Origin of the sequence: Fibrella rubiginis (assembly GCF_017353185.1) — a bacterium.
Lineage (GTDB): Bacteria > Bacteroidota > Bacteroidia > Cytophagales > Spirosomataceae > Fibrella > Fibrella rubiginis.
Map to the genome: position 1 here is coordinate 129956 of NZ_JAFMYV010000007.1, position 15880 is coordinate 145835.

13 protein-coding genes are annotated in these 15880 nt (G+C 54.0%); 7 read left to right on the top strand and 6 right to left on the bottom strand.

Features of this window, described 5'->3' with window-relative positions; all coding sequences use genetic code 11:
* Window positions 1-99 precede the first annotated feature (99 nt).
* Window positions 100-1644, top strand: a complete 1545-nt coding sequence (locus tag J2I47_RS14850) for a S41 family peptidase (RefSeq protein ID WP_207365378.1) — start codon at window positions 100-102, stop codon at window positions 1642-1644.
* Window positions 1645-1794: 150 nt separating this feature from the next.
* On the opposite strand, the gene J2I47_RS14855 is transcribed toward J2I47_RS14850, so the two are convergent.
* The 6 genes from J2I47_RS14855 to J2I47_RS14880 all read right to left on the bottom strand — a co-directional run bounded on the left by J2I47_RS14855 (window position 1795) and on the right by J2I47_RS14880 (window position 11165).
* The gene (locus J2I47_RS14855) at window positions 1795-2883 is read right to left on the bottom strand and encodes a mechanosensitive ion channel family protein (RefSeq protein ID WP_207365379.1); all 1089 of its coding nucleotides are present in this window, start codon (window positions 2881-2883) and stop codon (window positions 1795-1797) included.
* 38 nt (window positions 2884-2921) lie between these two features.
* Window positions 2922-4553 carry a hypothetical protein gene (locus tag J2I47_RS14860; protein WP_207365380.1) on the bottom strand — a complete coding sequence of 544 codons (1632 nt, stop codon included), beginning with the start codon at window positions 4551-4553 and terminating at the stop codon, window positions 2922-2924.
* Window positions 4554-4668: 115 nt separating this feature from the next.
* A complete protein-coding gene (locus J2I47_RS14865; protein ID WP_207365381.1) occupies window positions 4669-5313 on the bottom strand; it encodes a Uma2 family endonuclease in 645 nt (214 codons plus the stop codon).
* 118 nt (window positions 5314-5431) lie between these two features.
* The gene (locus J2I47_RS14870; RefSeq protein WP_207365382.1) at window positions 5432-6883 is read right to left on the bottom strand and encodes a DUF1501 domain-containing protein; all 1452 of its coding nucleotides are present in this window, start codon (window positions 6881-6883) and stop codon (window positions 5432-5434) included.
* A 1-nt stretch (window position 6884) separates the two neighbouring features.
* Window positions 6885-10421, bottom strand: a complete 3537-nt coding sequence (locus tag J2I47_RS14875) for a DUF1553 domain-containing protein (RefSeq protein WP_207365383.1) — start codon at window positions 10419-10421, stop codon at window positions 6885-6887.
* A gap of 228 nt (window positions 10422-10649) precedes the next feature.
* The gene (locus J2I47_RS14880) at window positions 10650-11165 is read right to left on the bottom strand and encodes a hypothetical protein (protein WP_207365384.1); all 516 of its coding nucleotides are present in this window, start codon (window positions 11163-11165) and stop codon (window positions 10650-10652) included.
* A gap of 308 nt (window positions 11166-11473) precedes the next feature.
* Here J2I47_RS14880 and J2I47_RS14885 point away from each other — a divergent pair, with 308 nt between their 5' ends.
* From J2I47_RS14885 to J2I47_RS14910, 6 genes are all read left to right on the top strand, one after another.
* Window positions 11474-12196: a ferritin-like domain-containing protein gene (locus J2I47_RS14885; protein WP_207365385.1), complete on the top strand. Its 723-nt coding sequence runs from the start codon at window positions 11474-11476 to the stop codon at window positions 12194-12196.
* A gap of 24 nt (window positions 12197-12220) precedes the next feature.
* Window positions 12221-12973: a ferritin-like domain-containing protein gene (locus J2I47_RS14890; RefSeq protein WP_207365386.1), complete on the top strand. Its 753-nt coding sequence runs from the start codon at window positions 12221-12223 to the stop codon at window positions 12971-12973.
* Between the two features lie 348 nt (window positions 12974-13321).
* A complete protein-coding gene (locus J2I47_RS14895) occupies window positions 13322-13837 on the top strand; it encodes an RNA polymerase sigma factor (RefSeq protein ID WP_229374653.1) in 516 nt (171 codons plus the stop codon).
* Between the two features lie 204 nt (window positions 13838-14041).
* Window positions 14042-14467: a phage holin family protein gene (locus J2I47_RS14900; RefSeq protein WP_207365388.1), complete on the top strand. Its 426-nt coding sequence runs from the start codon at window positions 14042-14044 to the stop codon at window positions 14465-14467.
* Between the two features lie 133 nt (window positions 14468-14600).
* Window positions 14601-15137, top strand: coding sequence for a hypothetical protein (locus tag J2I47_RS14905; protein ID WP_207365389.1), 537 nt, complete (start codon window positions 14601-14603; stop codon window positions 15135-15137).
* Entirely contained in the window at window positions 15049-15876 is an 828-nt protein-coding gene (locus tag J2I47_RS14910; RefSeq protein WP_207365390.1) for a geranylgeranylglyceryl/heptaprenylglyceryl phosphate synthase, read from the top strand. The genes J2I47_RS14905 and J2I47_RS14910 overlap by 89 nt, the downstream gene beginning before the upstream one ends.
* Window positions 15877-15880: the final 4 nt, after the last annotated feature.

Genomic DNA, 15880 nt, shown 5'->3' on the forward strand with positions numbered 1-15880 from the left:
TATTTCGTAAAATTATTGACTATTATTTTGAAAGCATCTATTTTAACGGTTCGTAACACCTGACTAAGCCCACAGGCAAAGTCTTGTACTAACCATAAGATGATTGTTTTCTCACGCACAACCAGGCCGGCACTCGCCTGGTGGGGGCTGCTGTTGGCCCTCGTCATTACATTACCAACAGCATCCCAGTCACTTACGCCTGATCAGGCCCACGACGATTTGCTGTATCTACGACGGCAACTGCGTACTTACCACCCCGGCCTGGGCCACTACACACCCGTCTCACGCATGGAGCAGGTGTTCGACTCGCTCTACAATCACGTCGACGCGCCAATAGACTATCTGGCATTTTTTCGGCATCTGTCGCCTTACCTCAGCGGCCTTAAAGACGGCCATACCAACCTGAACCACCGCAAGGGATTCATCAATCGCGACACCCGCTACGTGCCCTTTTATATCCGGCAGGTAGAGGGCCATTATTTCATCAGCCACAACGCCTCAGAAGACAGTACGCTACGGCGTGGCACGCAGCTTATCAGCATCGACGGGCAATCGGTAGCCGACATTCATCGGGCGTTGCTGGAAGGTGACCGGTCAGGCTCGGACGGAGACAATGTGTCGGGGCGGCAGCAGTGGAGCCTGACTCAGTTTGCCGACTACTACGCCTGCTGGTTTGGCTCGCGCGACTCCATTACGGTGCAATACCGTTCGCCGCTACCAAACGGGAAAATAGATTCTGTTCTACGCGAAAAACGTATCTCCTGCCCTACTGTAGCTCATTTTCGCGAAAAACTCTGGCAGCGGTACCCCACCGATTTTGGCCCAAAATCGGAAAGTCGGTTGCCAAACCTGGGCTTACGTATTGTGGATTCACTGTCGGGTACGGCGGTGCTTCGGGTATCGTCGTTTAGTAGTCCTCATGGATTCGATCCGTTTGGATGGGGATTTAAGAAGCGGCTGAAACAAGCCTTCCGGCAAATAAAAGAGGCAGGAGTCGACAACCTGATCGTGGATATGCAGGACAATGGCGGTGGAGCAGTGGTTAACTCGGCGCGGCTGTTGCAGTTCTGGATGCCTGCTCCCTTTCGGATTATGGCCCGCGAAGAGATGAAGCAGGCTGCCCGACCTCAGCTCGTAAACCGCTGGAATCCCCTTTCGGTCATTGATTTCAATCTGCGCTATAAAAAAGATGGTCATGGCGGGTTTATCAGCCGTGTGGCAAACCGGCAATACCGGCCCATTCAACGGTTGGCGTTTACCGGCAATTTATACCTGCTCATGAACGGCTCGTCGTTTTCGGCAGCTACGTCAGTGCTGGCTAAAACCCTCGACGCGGGCAAGGGTACGTTTGTTGGCGAAGCCAGCGGGGGAGCTTATTGGGGTGACTTTGCCGGTCAGTTCAACTTCGTCACCCTGCCCCATTCGCGTATTCAGGTGCGGTTGCCGCTTAAAAAATTAACTCATGCCGTAGCGCCAAACCACGCTAACGGATTCACGGTCGAGCCTGACTTCACCGTCACCCGCTCCTATAACGATCTGCTCACCAATCGTAACTATACGCTGGACTATACGTTAAAACTGATTCGCCAGCGCGTTACCGCCGCCCGCGACATACCGTCGCTGCTTTCGGAAATGAAGAACTGAGAGGTGAGAAATAAGAGGCAAGAAGTAAGAAGTGAGAAGCAAGAAATAAGAGACAAGAAGCAAGAGAAAAGAGCAGCGTCAAGGGTTCGACAGAGTACGTCTTGTTTCTTTTCTCTTGCTTCCTGTCTCTTGCTTCTTGTCTCCTACTTCTCACTTCCCAAACGCCAGCCTCGTTTGCGGCAGACTTTGCGGGTATTCGTCGCGAAGGAACTTGATCAGTTCTTCGCGGAGGTGGCACCGGAGGTCGAAGTTTGAAGGTGCGTCGTTGGATGATACCAGCACACGAACAACCGCGGTAGTGGGCGTTGTATCGGTTATCTGCACGGCAAACGACTGTTGATTCCACAGGGGATCCGCTTCGGCCAGCGCACGGGCTTTTTCGCGGATAATATCAATGGGCGCGTTGTAGTCGAGGTAAAGCAAAATTGACCCTGTGATGGAGGCATCGGAGCGGGTCCAGTTCTGAAACGGTTGTTCTACGAAATAAGTAATGGGCAGAATCAGCCGCCGCCGGTCCCAGAGGCGTACCACCACGTTGGTGAGGTTGATCTCTTCTATGCGGCCCCATTCATTTTCGACCACTACGGCATCGTCGAGGCGGATTTGCTGCGAAAAGGCGATCTGAATACCAGCCAGCAAATTGCCCAGTGACTTTTGCGCCGCAAAACCCACCAGCACCGACACAATGCCCGCCGAGGTGAGCACGCTGACGCCCAGTTTACGACTTCCCTGAAAGCTGAGCAACAGCAGCGAAAACGTTACCAGGACCACCAGGGTAGCGATAATGCGCCGGAAAAATTGCATCTGTGTCACAAACTTCCGATGCGACAGGTTGGCGTCGCTACTGATGTCATAGCTCCGCACCAGCAGGATTTCGCCTACTTTCAGCAGTCGCAGAAACAGCCAGGCGCTCGTGACAAGAAAAAGGACTTCGGCAGTTTTGTCGGCAATAGGGTGCCGCTGCAAAAATCGTTGCGACTGGATATTGGTCCCTAGCAGAAAAAACAACGAGGGTAACCAAAAGTAGAAGGCTGTGCGCAGGTGATTGCGGAGTAAAGTCAGCACGGTGTCGCCGCGCCGCCGTAAAATCATCCTGACAATCTGGGTAAGCAACAGCATTGTAGCCACACCAGCTACCACAGCAATAATGAGCAATATCCAGCCCGACAAATCACGATTGGGCACGTAGCCAAACCAGCGGACAAGGGCACGAATCCAGGAGTCGAGTTGCTGTTGCATAGGCTTAAAAGTAATGACACAACCCTAAACCCCGGCGGTCAGTTTGGCCGGTCTATCACCAGACGCTGGCTGGGGTCATACAGTTTTGGACCTTCCCCGCCTACTTGCAGGATCTTGACCTGGTAGTTACCCTGCGCAAATCGTTTGGCAAAGGTGCCGGTGCTGACGCCCGTTCGGTAGAGTTGCCCGGTGGTTAGAAACTGCCGAAAACCGCTCTTGGCTGGTGCGGCAGGTAGCAGAAAACGTTGCCCACCGGTGGTTTCAATCACCACATAGGTGCCCCGGCTACCGGGTCCTTCCTGCACACGTGGAAAGTTGGATTCACTGATCTGCACCACATCGGGATGATACCCAATCATGGAATTATTAACGGCCATATCGGGCGCGGTGCTAACAGAAATCGGCGTGGTCATGGTTGTAGACGGCCAGGTGGCAGGCGGGGTAAAGGCCACCGGAAACTGATAGGTGTTGCGCTGTTTGGCCTCCAGCAGCAGGCTGTCGATGGGTCCACGGAAGTAGGGTAGCGGTACGGTGGTCTGGTGATAATGAAAGTTGAACGCGTCGGCCTGCCGAAGCTGGTGCGCCGAAATAACGTTGGGCATGTTGGCGTGGAAGGCGGCTATGTTCATAACCACCGCCCCTGCCGTCACCAGCCCTGCACCAGCCAGCTGCCACCGCCGGTTCAGCACCGATAAAACCAGCAAATAGGCCACGCTGAGGGCCAGGTGCGCATAAATCTTGTACCGGTCGCGCAGAATATCCTCGGTAGGGCGGTAAATAGCCAGCAGTAAACAGGTGGCCAGTATCACTACGGCGAAGGCCATGAGTACGTTGGTACTGGGTTGTTGCTGCAATCGTTTACCTGGTTTACCCAGGCCAGACAACCACATCAGCAGCGCTGTACCCAACACCGCCGCCAGTCCCACACCCGCCACCATTGGCAGCAGCCGGCTATCCTGATTGGTCATGGCCGAGCCAAGCGACAGCAGCGTGTTGGGAATCCAGTTGATGAAAGGCGTTTTGTGTTCATTAACGGGCAGAATCGTGAGCCGCACCAGAATCACCAGGGCTGTAATGCCCCACCAGATTAGGCCCGAAAAACCCCGTCGCCGTTGATGCAGCAATACCAATGACCCCACCAGAAACGCCAGTACCCCATTGCCGCTGGTCAGTACCGCCGCCACGCCCAGCACCAGCGGCCACGCCAACGACTGCCGACGGTGCAACTGATACAGCGACTCGAGTACAAACCAGACAACGGTGAAGTTCTGCAAGCCGGCCATCGCCCAAAACATGTTCTCGTGCGATTGTAGACTCAGGACCCAGCACGGTACCGGCAAAAAAGCCCACGCTGGTAGTTCCAGTGTTCGAAACAAGGTCCAAAGCCGCCACACGATAGCCAGCAGGGCGGCGTTGCCGAGCACGATCATGACCAGAAAATTGATCTGGCCGGTGGTGTAGTAGGTTGCCAGCGCCACCAGCCGGTCGTAGATGATGTAGTGGGTGTTGTGCACGGCCACCAGTTCGCTCAGGCGCGTGGGCCAGGGCGTGGCGGGGTTGGCCCAGTGGGTGATAAACCGCAGCAGGGCGTAATCATCAAACAGGACCACATTAACGGCGTAGCGTTGCAGGATAAACAGCCATACCAGCACCGGCAGGCACAGCAGCATCCCACCCGCTATGGTTAACCAGCTGGATCGGGGCCGAGGAATCGGGAGCGACATTGTAAGCAGGAATAAGCCGCAAAGATGGCGCGGGGCTTCCAGATTACGCAACTGGGCTCGTTTACTCGAAAACGGTTTTCCGGTAAATCGCCGACATGGGTAGTTCCAGATCACCCAGCCGAACCGTGCTATCCAGTGTTCGGTAATCGTGGTTCAGCCATTCGTCGGGTACGTTGGTACGGGAGTAAACCGTGGCGTAGGGCCGGTATTGATCAACGAAGAGAACGTGTTGCAGCGGCGGAATAAGTTTATAGTAAGTGAGTTTTTCCTGTAAATCGAATCTACGTGTGCTTTTCGAGAGTACTTCGACCACAATTTCGGGATTGATAAGCCGCGAATTTGACGTTTTTCCTGTGGGTGTAAGTCCATAAATAGGTGATTTAACCACGCACGCGTCGGCATTCACATCGCCGTAGTCCCCTGGTATAATGATTTTAACGCTGCTGCCCATTACCTGATAGTCAGCATGAGCAATGTAATGGTTATTCAACAGCCATATGAGTACACCCACAAGGGTCTCGTGATCGCCAGATGCCTGACTCATAATAAGTTCGTTGTTGAGAAATTGAACAGTATAAGGAACGGTATCAACAACGTCGAGGTAGTCAGCCCAGGTAGCAGGCATATACAGTAGCTCATCGGCCTCCAGCGAATCCGGCAATTTCAGGGCAACGGCTTCCATCGGTACACAGTCAGTTTGAGCCATTAAGATAACGATTTTTGGGGTTGTAGCGCAGGCTTCAGCCTGTTTTAGCGGGCGAAAGCAATAGTTACACAGCATTGCTTTCGCCCGCTAAAACAGGCTGAAGCCTGCGCTACGATCCCTACGCCAATATCCCCTTAACTACCTTGCCATGTACATCCGTTAACCGGTAGCGGCGGCCCTGGTGTTTGAAGGTCAGTTTTTCGTGGTCAACACCCATCAGGTGCATAATCGTGGCCTGAAAATCGTGGACGTGGACGGGGTCTTTCACTACGTTATAACCAAAATCGTCCGTTTGGCCGTAAACAAAGCCTTTTTTGATACCCGCCCCGGCCATCCAGATTGTGTAGGCACGGGGGTGGTGGTCGCGGCCGTAGTTTTCGCGGGTGAGCTTGCCTTGCGAATACGGTCCACGGCCAAATTCACCACCCCAAATCACCAGGGTGTCATCTAATAATCCGCGCTGTTTCAGGTCGTGAACCAATGCCGCCGACGCCTGATCCACGCTTTTGGCCTGTGGTTGAATAGCCGAGGGCAAGTTGCCGTGCTGATCCCAGCCCTGATGGTACAACTGCACAAACTTCACGTCTTTCTCCACCAGCTTCCGGGCCAGCAGGCAGTTGGCAGCAAAGGTGCCGGGCTTGCGGCTGTCGGGGCCGTACATATCAAAAATGTAATCCGGCTCGTGGGCAATGTTCAGCGTTTCGGGCACCGACGCCTGCATCCGGTAAGCCATTTCGTACTGTGCCATCCGGTTGTTGATCTCCGGGTCGAGTACATGCTTGCTTTGCTCGTGGTGCAGTTTGGTGAGGTAATCGAGCATACGGCGGCGGCTGGTGCGGTCAATACCGGGCGGGTTGTTGAGGTAGAAAACTGGATCTGGCCCCGACCGAAAAACCACGCCCTGATGCACAGAAGGCAGAAAACCATTGCTCCACAGCTTGGCGTACAGAGGCTGGTCGCCGCCGTTGCCTTTCGACAGCAGTACCACAAACGCGGGCATATTCTGGTTGTCGGAACCCAAACCATAGCTCACCCACGACCCAAAACTAGGCCGACCGCCCTGCTGACTACCCGTCTGAATGAACGTGACGGCGGGGTCGTGGTTGATAGCGTCGGTGTTCATCGTGCGGATAAACGTGGCCTCTGGGGCAATGCCCGAAATGTGTGGCAGCAATTCGCTCACCCACATTTGACCCGGCCCGTGCTGTTTGAACTTAAACTTCGACGCGGCCAGGGGAAACTTGCTTTGCCCGGCACTCATACCCGTGAGGCGCTGCCCGTTACGCACCGACGCGGGGAGGTCTTGCCCCCACATGGCTTCCAGCTTCGGTTTGTAATCGTAGAGGTCGAGTTGCGAGGGTGCACCGCTTTGGAACAGGTAGATGACCCGCTTCACTTTGGGCGGAAAATGCGGCTTACCCAGCGCCGGTTCTCCAGCCGAAGCTGTACCGCCAAACAACTTGGTTGGGTTGAGCAACGACGCCAGCGCCAGTGCGCCAATGCCCGCGCCCGACTGCCCCAGGAAATTCCGGCGGCTAAGGGTGTCGTGTAATTCGTCCTGGATGTCCATGTTATCGTTTCACAATCGCTTCGTCAAAATTCATTACTGTGCTGGCCACCACGGTCCAGGCGGCTAGTTCGGCGGGGGGTATTGTTTTATCGACGGGGTATTCGCCAACGGAAAGTAGTTCGGTAGCGCGTTTGGGGTTCTTTTTGAAATCGGCCAGTTCCTCGGCATATAGTTGTTGCATCAAACGGACCTCTTCCGCCCGCGCTGGGCGGCTGATTACCGCTTTGAAAAAACGATTGATGGCCTCCCTGCCTCCATTCTCCCTTTCCGGCTTTCCTCCATTCTGTGCCAGCACCCGCGACGCCTCCACAAATTGCGGATCGTTGAGCGTGACCAGAGCCTGCAACGGCGTACTGGTTTTCTGCCGTTTCACAATACAGACATGACGTTCGGCGGCGTCGAAGTTGAGCATCATGGGAGGCGGAGAACTCCGTTTCCAGATCGTATACATGCTGCGCCGGTAGAGTGTGTCGCCGTGTTGCTGGTTGTAAACCACCGCATTGCGTGTAGCCAGCGCCTCCCAAATGCCCGACGGCTGATAGGGCAATACGCTCGGCCCACCCATCTGTTTGTTCAATAAGCCACTGGCTGCCAGCGCATTATCCCGAATTTGTTCGGCACTCATGCGGTAACTGGGGCCACGGCTCAGGTACGTGTTGTCGAAATCGTATTCCCGCGCTGCCTCCGATACCGACGAGGATTGCCGGTAGGTAGCTGAGGTGACAATAAGCCGGTGCATGGCCTTCACATCCCAGGGCCTGATGCCTTCTTTCTCACGTCCCTCCCGGAATCGAATAGCCAGATAATCAAGTAGTTCGGGATGTGAAGGCATTGCTCCCTGGTTGCCGAAATCGTCGGCGTTCTTGGCCAGCCCCTGCCCGAAGTAATTTTGCCACATGCGGTTTACCACCACCCGCGCAAACAATGGGTTGTCGGCACGAAGCAGCCATTTTGCCAGACCTAGCCGGTTGGGGGGCAAGGCATCGCCCGCGCTATTGTCGCTGAGTGCAGGCAGGAAGTGTGGCGCGGCAGGCTGAACAGGTTCACCGGGGGCATCATAAGCACCACGATTGAGAATAAACGACGGCCGGGACTGGCCACGCTCCTGCATAACCATCACCTGATCGGCGTTGGTCAGCGCCATGAACTGTTTCTCGCGCAGTTTCAGCGTTGAGTCCAGCGCGGCGCGGTATCCAGCATCCTGTGTGGTTACAAAATAGGTATACAAACTGGCCCGTTGCTCAGGGGTGCGTCTGGCCGCCGGGGTACGTAGGGCGGCGGTGATGGCATCGGGTTGACCAGCCAAGCGGGGCATTTCGGCAGGAGTGAGGCAGCGGGTGTAGATACGTAGCTCATCGACGGCAAAATCGCGGTAATAATTGTCGTGCATCCGGCCCACATAAAACGCGTGTTGTGCCCAGTGGGTCTTGTTTTTGCCCCAGACCATGCTATGCTGCAGTTGATCGGTAATAACCTGCCGATGCATGGGTTTGCCGTTTAAGTACAAAGTCAGTCCCTGCGCTTTACCCAGGCCATCATACGTAAAGGCCACCTGAAACCACCGCCCGGCGGGTACTTTCTCTACCGACTCGATATCAATGGCGTTGGCGGGCCACACGTGGCTCAGCATCAGCTTCAACCGTCCGTCGGCCAGGAGGTCCAGCTGGTAACCGCGCTGTCCGTCCATCGGTCCGGCGGTGCGGCCCATCAGCGTAACCAGTGAGCCTACCTTGTTCATTTTGAACCAGCTGCTAATCGTGAATGGCTGATTCTGGTCATACGCGCCAAACTCGTAGGGCAGGCTGATCCAGCTGTCGCCGGGCAGGAAACGGGCCTTGCCAAAGCGTCCCGGTACGGGTTTAGGCAGGTTGTCTACGTCGCCACCCAGCCACGCGGGCAAGGTGTCGTTGACCGAGTTGAGGAACGCATTGCGTGGATCTTTTTCCAGTTCGGCGCGGGTTTTTGGTTTGCGAGGCTCCTTTTTTGCCTCAGTGGGCTTCACCACGGCCCCTGCCTTTTCCGGCTTTCTCTTGGCTTCTTGGGCTTTGCGCTTGTCTTCCTCGGCCTTCTTTTTGGCTTCCTCCAGCTTGTTTTTTTCGTCTTTCGCCTTCACATACGCCACGATATCGCCCCGGTTTTCTTCGTCGAAACTATACCGGGCCACCATTCCCAGGTCGGGCTGTATGACGCGTTTTTGTTCCGCCTGAGCCAGCCATTGACCAAAACGCTGCTGGTAATCAGGCTTGTTGGGATTTAGCAGGGGTTGAAACGAAGCCATTTTCTTGCGCACTGCCGCCAGCTGCCGCACCACCTGTGGGCTTGGTAGCGTAATGGTGGGTGCCGATTCGCCATTGTACGGAATTTGGCCTCGCTCATTGTTGCTGTTAAAAAAGGCAAACAGCGAGTAATAATCTTTCTGTGAAATAGGGTCGTATTTGTGGTCGTGGCAACGGGCGCACTCGGTGGTTAAGCCCAAAAACGCCTTGCCGAATGTGGCCACCCGATCGGCCACATATTCCACGCGGTACTCTTCATCGACAATGCCTCCCTCCTGACTTTGCTGGTGGTTACGGTTAAAGGCCGTAGCCAGCAGCTTGTCGCGTTGCTCATCGGGGTTGGCCGAACGGGGCAGCATGTCGCCCGCCAGTTGCCATGTCACAAACTGATCGAAGGGTTGATTTTTATTGAACGACCGAATCACCCAATCGCGGTAGGGCCACATGGTGCGGGGACCATCGTCCTGATAGCCGTGGGTATCGGCGTAACGGGCCACGTCCATCCATTCAACAGCTTGGCGTTCACCGTAATGCGGATCGTTAAGCAGCCGGTCAACCAGTTTTTCGTAGGCATTGGGCGAACGGTCGGCCAGGTAGGCGTCTACCTCGGCGGGAGTAGGAGGCAGGCCCGTGAGGTCGAGCGTGACACGACGGAGGAGGGTCAGTTTGTCTGCCTCGGCGGCGGGCACCAGGTGTTTTTCGTCCAGTTTCGCGCCCACAAACCGGTCGATGTCGTTGCGTACCCAGCGGTTGTTTTTGGGCGTAGGCAGGGCGGGCATCACAGGGGCAATAAGCGACCAATGCTGTTTGTATTCGGCCCCCTGCTCAATCCAGCGCAGCAGCATGGCTTTTTCGCTGGCGGTGAGCGTCAGGTTCGACTTAGGCGTGGGCATCACCTCGTCGGGGTCGGTGGTGGTGATGCGGTGAAAAAGCTCACTACTTTCCAGATCACCGGGTACCACGGCGGTATGACCACTTTTAGCTAGTGCCTCGTAAGCACCTTCCGGCGTGTCGAGGCGCAGGCCCGCCTGCTGTTTATTCTTATCGGGACCGTGACACGCAAAGCACCGATCAGACAGAATGGGCTTGACATGCAGGTTATAGTCTACCTTCTCGGGTAAATTGATCTCTGCCGCCAGCACGTCGGCGGGTTTGCTGACGTGGCTCAGGTGGCTGCATGATGACCAGACAGCCCCGCCGAACGCGCTCACCGCTACGGCAATCCCTATAGATTTTATACGCTTTGTCGACCAGCGAACCATATAGTTGAGTATGAGCAGATTATTATAAACAAATTTACATGGGAAATGTGCAAAATGTTCGGCTAAAAAGACTCATTCACTACACAGAATTGACCAGTTTATGGTTGAACATAACCCACAAGGGTATAAAGAGGCGACAAGTCAACATTTCCCTACAAAAAAAGAAGCCGCTTACCCTGAGGGTAAACGGCTTCCTGTAAAGGTGGCTACAGCATCACCACAGCGGTTTTATTGTTTCGTCAGCACCACCGTGTATGTTGTTTTAACGGGGTTGTTGCCGGGGTCAACATCAAGCTGCGTAACCATGGTGGCGGTAGTGGCAGTGAATACTTTGCTGGCCGTTACCACCCGACTACCCGTTGTCAGCACCACCTGGTTGTTTGTTTCGGCATAGGTGGTGGCCGAACTGAAAAATGCATTGACCAACTCCTTCGATTTCGCGGCAGTGGAACAGGCCGCTACCGACGATACATTGTTGGTGATGGCACCCGCGGCCGTAAACGTAACGGTGGCCTGCCCAAGGCAGTTACCCTCTAGTGCGTTAAGTCCCCCTGCCAAATCGGTCAGACTCAGGTAGGCGGGTGACACATTAAGGCTGGTGAGCTTCCAGGTGCCCTGCAATGATGTCAGCACGGCAGGATCAGTGGGGGTATCTTTTTTGCAGCTTAGGCTGAAAGCAAAAAGCGCCGCTGTAGCTACCAGCAGAACAAAATAGTGGTGAACAGATGAACGGGTCGTATTCATTTTTAACTACCTGTTTGGTTGAGAGACAACAAGAAGAAGTATTTACGGGTTTATCGGCTCACATTGGCCGTTTTGTGCTTGATCGTTCTGCTTAGTAATCAAACGGTATTATTGCCTTCACAGAGGCATTTCGGCCGGTAAAAAAACGGGACAACCCAGCCTTGCCATTGGCTACAACTTCGGGTGTGTTCTAATCCCTTGCCCTCTTTTTTTTGTTAAGCCTATAAATCCGTGGCGGTGCTTGCCGCCGTATACATGGAAAGGTCTGCATTCTGCAGGAGTGAAAACCAATTAACACCTTGAAAACTATGCTCTCGTCAAACAAAGACCAGCAGGTCGCGCCCGGCGTGTTTGTGTCGCCCGAACACCCGTCGATGTTCCTGGGTCGGCGCTTATTTCTGCGTTACGCAGGCTTTACCGTAGCGGCTTCGGGCCTGCTGATGGCCTGTAGCTCAACCGAAACTGTACAGGTAACACCCTCGGTTGTCGATCTGGGTAGCGGCGACACCGGTATTCTCAATTACGCGTATGCCCTTGAGCAACTCGAGGCAGCTTTCTATACGCAGGTGATTGCTACGCCCTACGCCAACATGTCGGCCGATGAAAAAACGATTCTGACGGAAATTCGGGATCATGAGATCATCCACCGCGAATTTTTCAAAGCAGCGCTTGGCTCATCGGCCATCATTGGCCTGACGCCCAACTTCACGGCCGTAAATTTCAGCGACCGCGCCAGCGTGCTGGGAGCCGCCAAAACGTTTGAAGACCTCGGCGTAGGAGCCTATAACGGGGCCGGCCGACTAATAAAAAGCGCTGACTATCTGACGCTTGCCGGCAAGATTGTTTCGGTAGAGGCGCGTCATGCGGCTATCATCCGCGACTTGCTGAGTGCGCGTACGGCCAACTTTGCCGGCGATGATGTTGTGAATCCCACCAGCGGCCTCGACAATGCCTATACCCCCTCGCAGGTATTGCCCCTGGCACAACCGTATGTCAACAACAAAATTTCGGGTGCCAACCTGCCCCAGTAATTCACCCTCAACCAACGAGACATCATGAATCTGTTCAATATTTTTTCTGACATAGAGAAATTAGACGGCGATGTGGCCGAGCGCGTGGACTATTACACCCGCCGCAATCTGTTTAAACTGGGCCGCAAAGCGGCCACCGTGGCGGCAGCCCCCGCCGTTCTGGCTGCCAGCCTCAACGACGCATACGCTCAGACAGCGACCGTAGCCGATGTGCTAAACTTCGCTCTAACGCTGGAATACCTCGAAGACGAATTCTACCGTACCGGCCTGGCTACGGCTAGTTTAATACCGGCTGGTGATCAGGCCGTTATTGCCCAGATCAGTAAGCACGAGGCCGCCCACGTAGCCCTGTTAAAAGGCGCGTTGGGTACGGCAGCCGTGGCTAAACCTGCTTTCCGGTTTGGCAATGCATTCTCTACCTATCAGATATTCCTGGCGTCGGCCAATGCGTTTGAAGATGTTGGCGTACGGGCTTATAAAGGGCAGGCACCCAGTCTGTTGGGTCAAACGGTGCTGACCACGGCGCTACAGATTCACTCGGTAGAAGCACGCCACGCCGCCATGATTCGGCGGATGCGCGGACTGAAAGGATGGATTTCTGATCCTGCCGAAGCACCTGCTGCTGTTTATGCTGGTGAAGACAACACAACGCAGGCGGGTGTGGTGCTGACCTCGCTGTCCAATGTGACAGGTATCGACGCGGCCCGCTCACGTGAGGCGTTCGACGAGATCCTGACCAAGCAGGCTGTACTGGCTATTGCCGCCAACTACCTGTAGAAAAAAATAACCGTGTGTGGTTATTCTTCCCCGGTGTGGCCGAAACACGGTGGTCATAAGCGTCGCGCAGAAGGCTGCCTGTTTTGTTAAGAATTTAATTTTTTGGCGTGGAAATGAGCAAATAAGCTCATTTCCACGCTTTCTTTTTCGCTTATAGACCCTGATAGTGTGTAGGGTTAAACATTGGATGGGTTGTTGGTGGTTACTTGTTCTTATTGATCAACCATCGCTACTATGAACCCGCCAAGTCTTTACTCGCCGAAGCCTGTATATTTGGGTTCACAACAAAGACTACCCTTGAAAAGCCGCCCGCTCCTTACCGATGAATCTGTGCTGGTAGACCGGCTGATGCAGCGCAACGAGCAGGCATTCCAGTGGTTGTACGAGAACTATTCGGCAGCACTGTACGGGGTTTTGCTGAAAGTAGTGCGTGAAGAAGAGCAGGCGCAGGATCTGCTTCAGGAGGTGTTTGTGAAAATCTGGAATAACCTCACCAGCTACGATCCCCAGAAAGGTCGTTTGTTTACCTGGATGCTCAACATCACCCGAAACACGGCCATAGATAGTGTTCGGGCGGGCAAGGCCATGAGTCGTCCCAGCACCGCACAAACCCTGTCAACCAGCGACGAAAGCACTTTTTTGATTGACAAGCAGTATTCAGTAGCGCCCGAGAACCCCGACCATATTGGCTTGCAGGATGTAGTGGGTCGCCTGCGTCCCGAACGGCGTGAACTCATCAATCTGGTGTATTTCGGTGGTTATACACATGAAGAAGCAGCCGAAGCACTTAGCCTGCCGCTGGGTACGGTAAAAACACGCATCCGGTCTGCGCTTCAGGAGCTGAAATCGCTGTTTAGCCGCTAGTCGTCGGCGAAATTCTTCTACAATGTTGTGTCAAACTGGCACCCTGGCTCCTAGTACGCAGCCAAATTACAGGCGTCATAGTATTTTGTAATCAATTACTATACAGACGGTTAACCCCCGAAAAGGCGGCTGGATCAGAGTTCCGAACAAAGTGGGATGTTTTTTGTAATGAATAGTGTGCACACTAAACTGCAACAGTAGATCATGCTGGAACGTCTGGAAGGAATCCGCGAAAACATATTTCGCTATATAGAGGCTCGAATAGAATTGTTTACCCTCGAAACCCGCGGTAAGGTTGAAGAGGGTGCCGTAACGGCTATTCATGGGGTCATTTTGGGATTTCTGGCCACCATTACCACCATCTTTTTATTCAGCTTGCTGGCTGCTTACCTCAACGAGGTGACCAATAGCCGTTATGTCGGTTTCCTGATCGTAGCCGGTTTCTTTTTGCTGCTCACCATCATCTGGGCCGTATCGAAACCGTCGATGATCAATATGATCCGGAAAATGGCCTATAAAGCCTTAAAGGAAAGCCAGGAAAAGAAAGGCGAAGAGAAATCACAGGCCGTTCAGGACCTTATGAAGCAAACCACTGCCTCAATCAATGAGGAGGGGCAGTATTTGAAGTAAACACTGAGAGTCAGAGGATAAGAGCTTGGCAACAGGAAAAACGTATGTCAGACATGTGACATACGCATCTCCGTTCTTAGGGTATGCTCCTACTCTCCCAAATAACTTTTTATTAATTTAGACGTACAAACCAATGGAAGACCCAAAAGTACCCTTTGCCGATACCACAGCCCGTCGGGCGCAACTGATGCAGGCTACCGAACGCTTTAAAGAATCAATTCAGGACAGTGTAGATTCCCTGAAATCAGACGCTTCGGAAATAGGGAAAACATCAGCATTAGTGGCCGGTGTTGCTTTAGGCGTATTTTTGCTGGCCAGCCTGATTCTGCCTAAGTCTGACGAGTACCGTTACGCTGAAAAATATGGCGAACGCGATGAAGATGATGACTACGACGAGGACGACGATGATGATGACGATCACGTTAGCTACCGTCAGCCTCAGCAAGAAGTAAAAAAGCAGGCTAAAGCCACGCAGAAGTCGGCAGCAGCCAGCGGGTTGATTGGTGGTTTACTAACCTCAGTACTCACCAATATAGCTCGTGAGCAAGTATCGGGACTGCTGACTCGTATTCGGAATAACAATGCAATCAATCCCACAGCAAAACCCGCTGAACCCCAGTATCACGAAAAAGCACCCGTTCAGCCTGTTAGCTACGCTAACGAAGCGTAGGCAGGAGGGGCGTAAATCACTGGCCGTATTGCTCGACCCGGACAAGGTTGAGCAGTACGACTTTGTTGACACAGTCAGTCGGGCCGTTCGGCATCAGGCTGACTTTTTTTTCGTTGGGGGGAGTCTAATCACCGACTATGTACAGCGCGACATGATTGCCACGATCAGGAAACTGACCGATACCCCCATCATACTTTTCCCCGGTAACGCCGCCCACATCGAACCCTCTGCCGATTCTCTCCTGTTGCTGTCGTTGATTTCGGGCCGAAACGCTGAATTTCTGATTGGGCAGCACGTAGTGGCGGCCCCGCTGCTAAAGCGCAGTGGCCTCGACATTGTCTCTACCGCCTATATGCTGGTTGATGGTGAAGCGCAGACAACGGTTTCCTACATCAGCAACACCACCCCACTGCCTCACGACAAACCCGGCGTGGCCGCCTGCACAGCCATGGCCGGTGAACTGCTGGGCCTGAAATTAACCTACCTCGACGCAGGCAGCGGCGCGCGCCGAGCCGTTCCGGCCGCCCTGATTGCCGCCGTTCGTGCCGCCGTTGATACGCCTATTGCGGTAGGAGGGGGGATCAATTCGGGCGAAAAAGCCTACGAAGCGCTGGCCGCTGGTGCCGATCTGATTGTGGTGGGCAACGGTATTGAACAAAACAGCGATCTGCTTCCCGAACTAACGGCAGCTCTGGCTGCCTTCAATTCAAAAATTCCCATCGTAAACGAATCCCTGTAGCTGA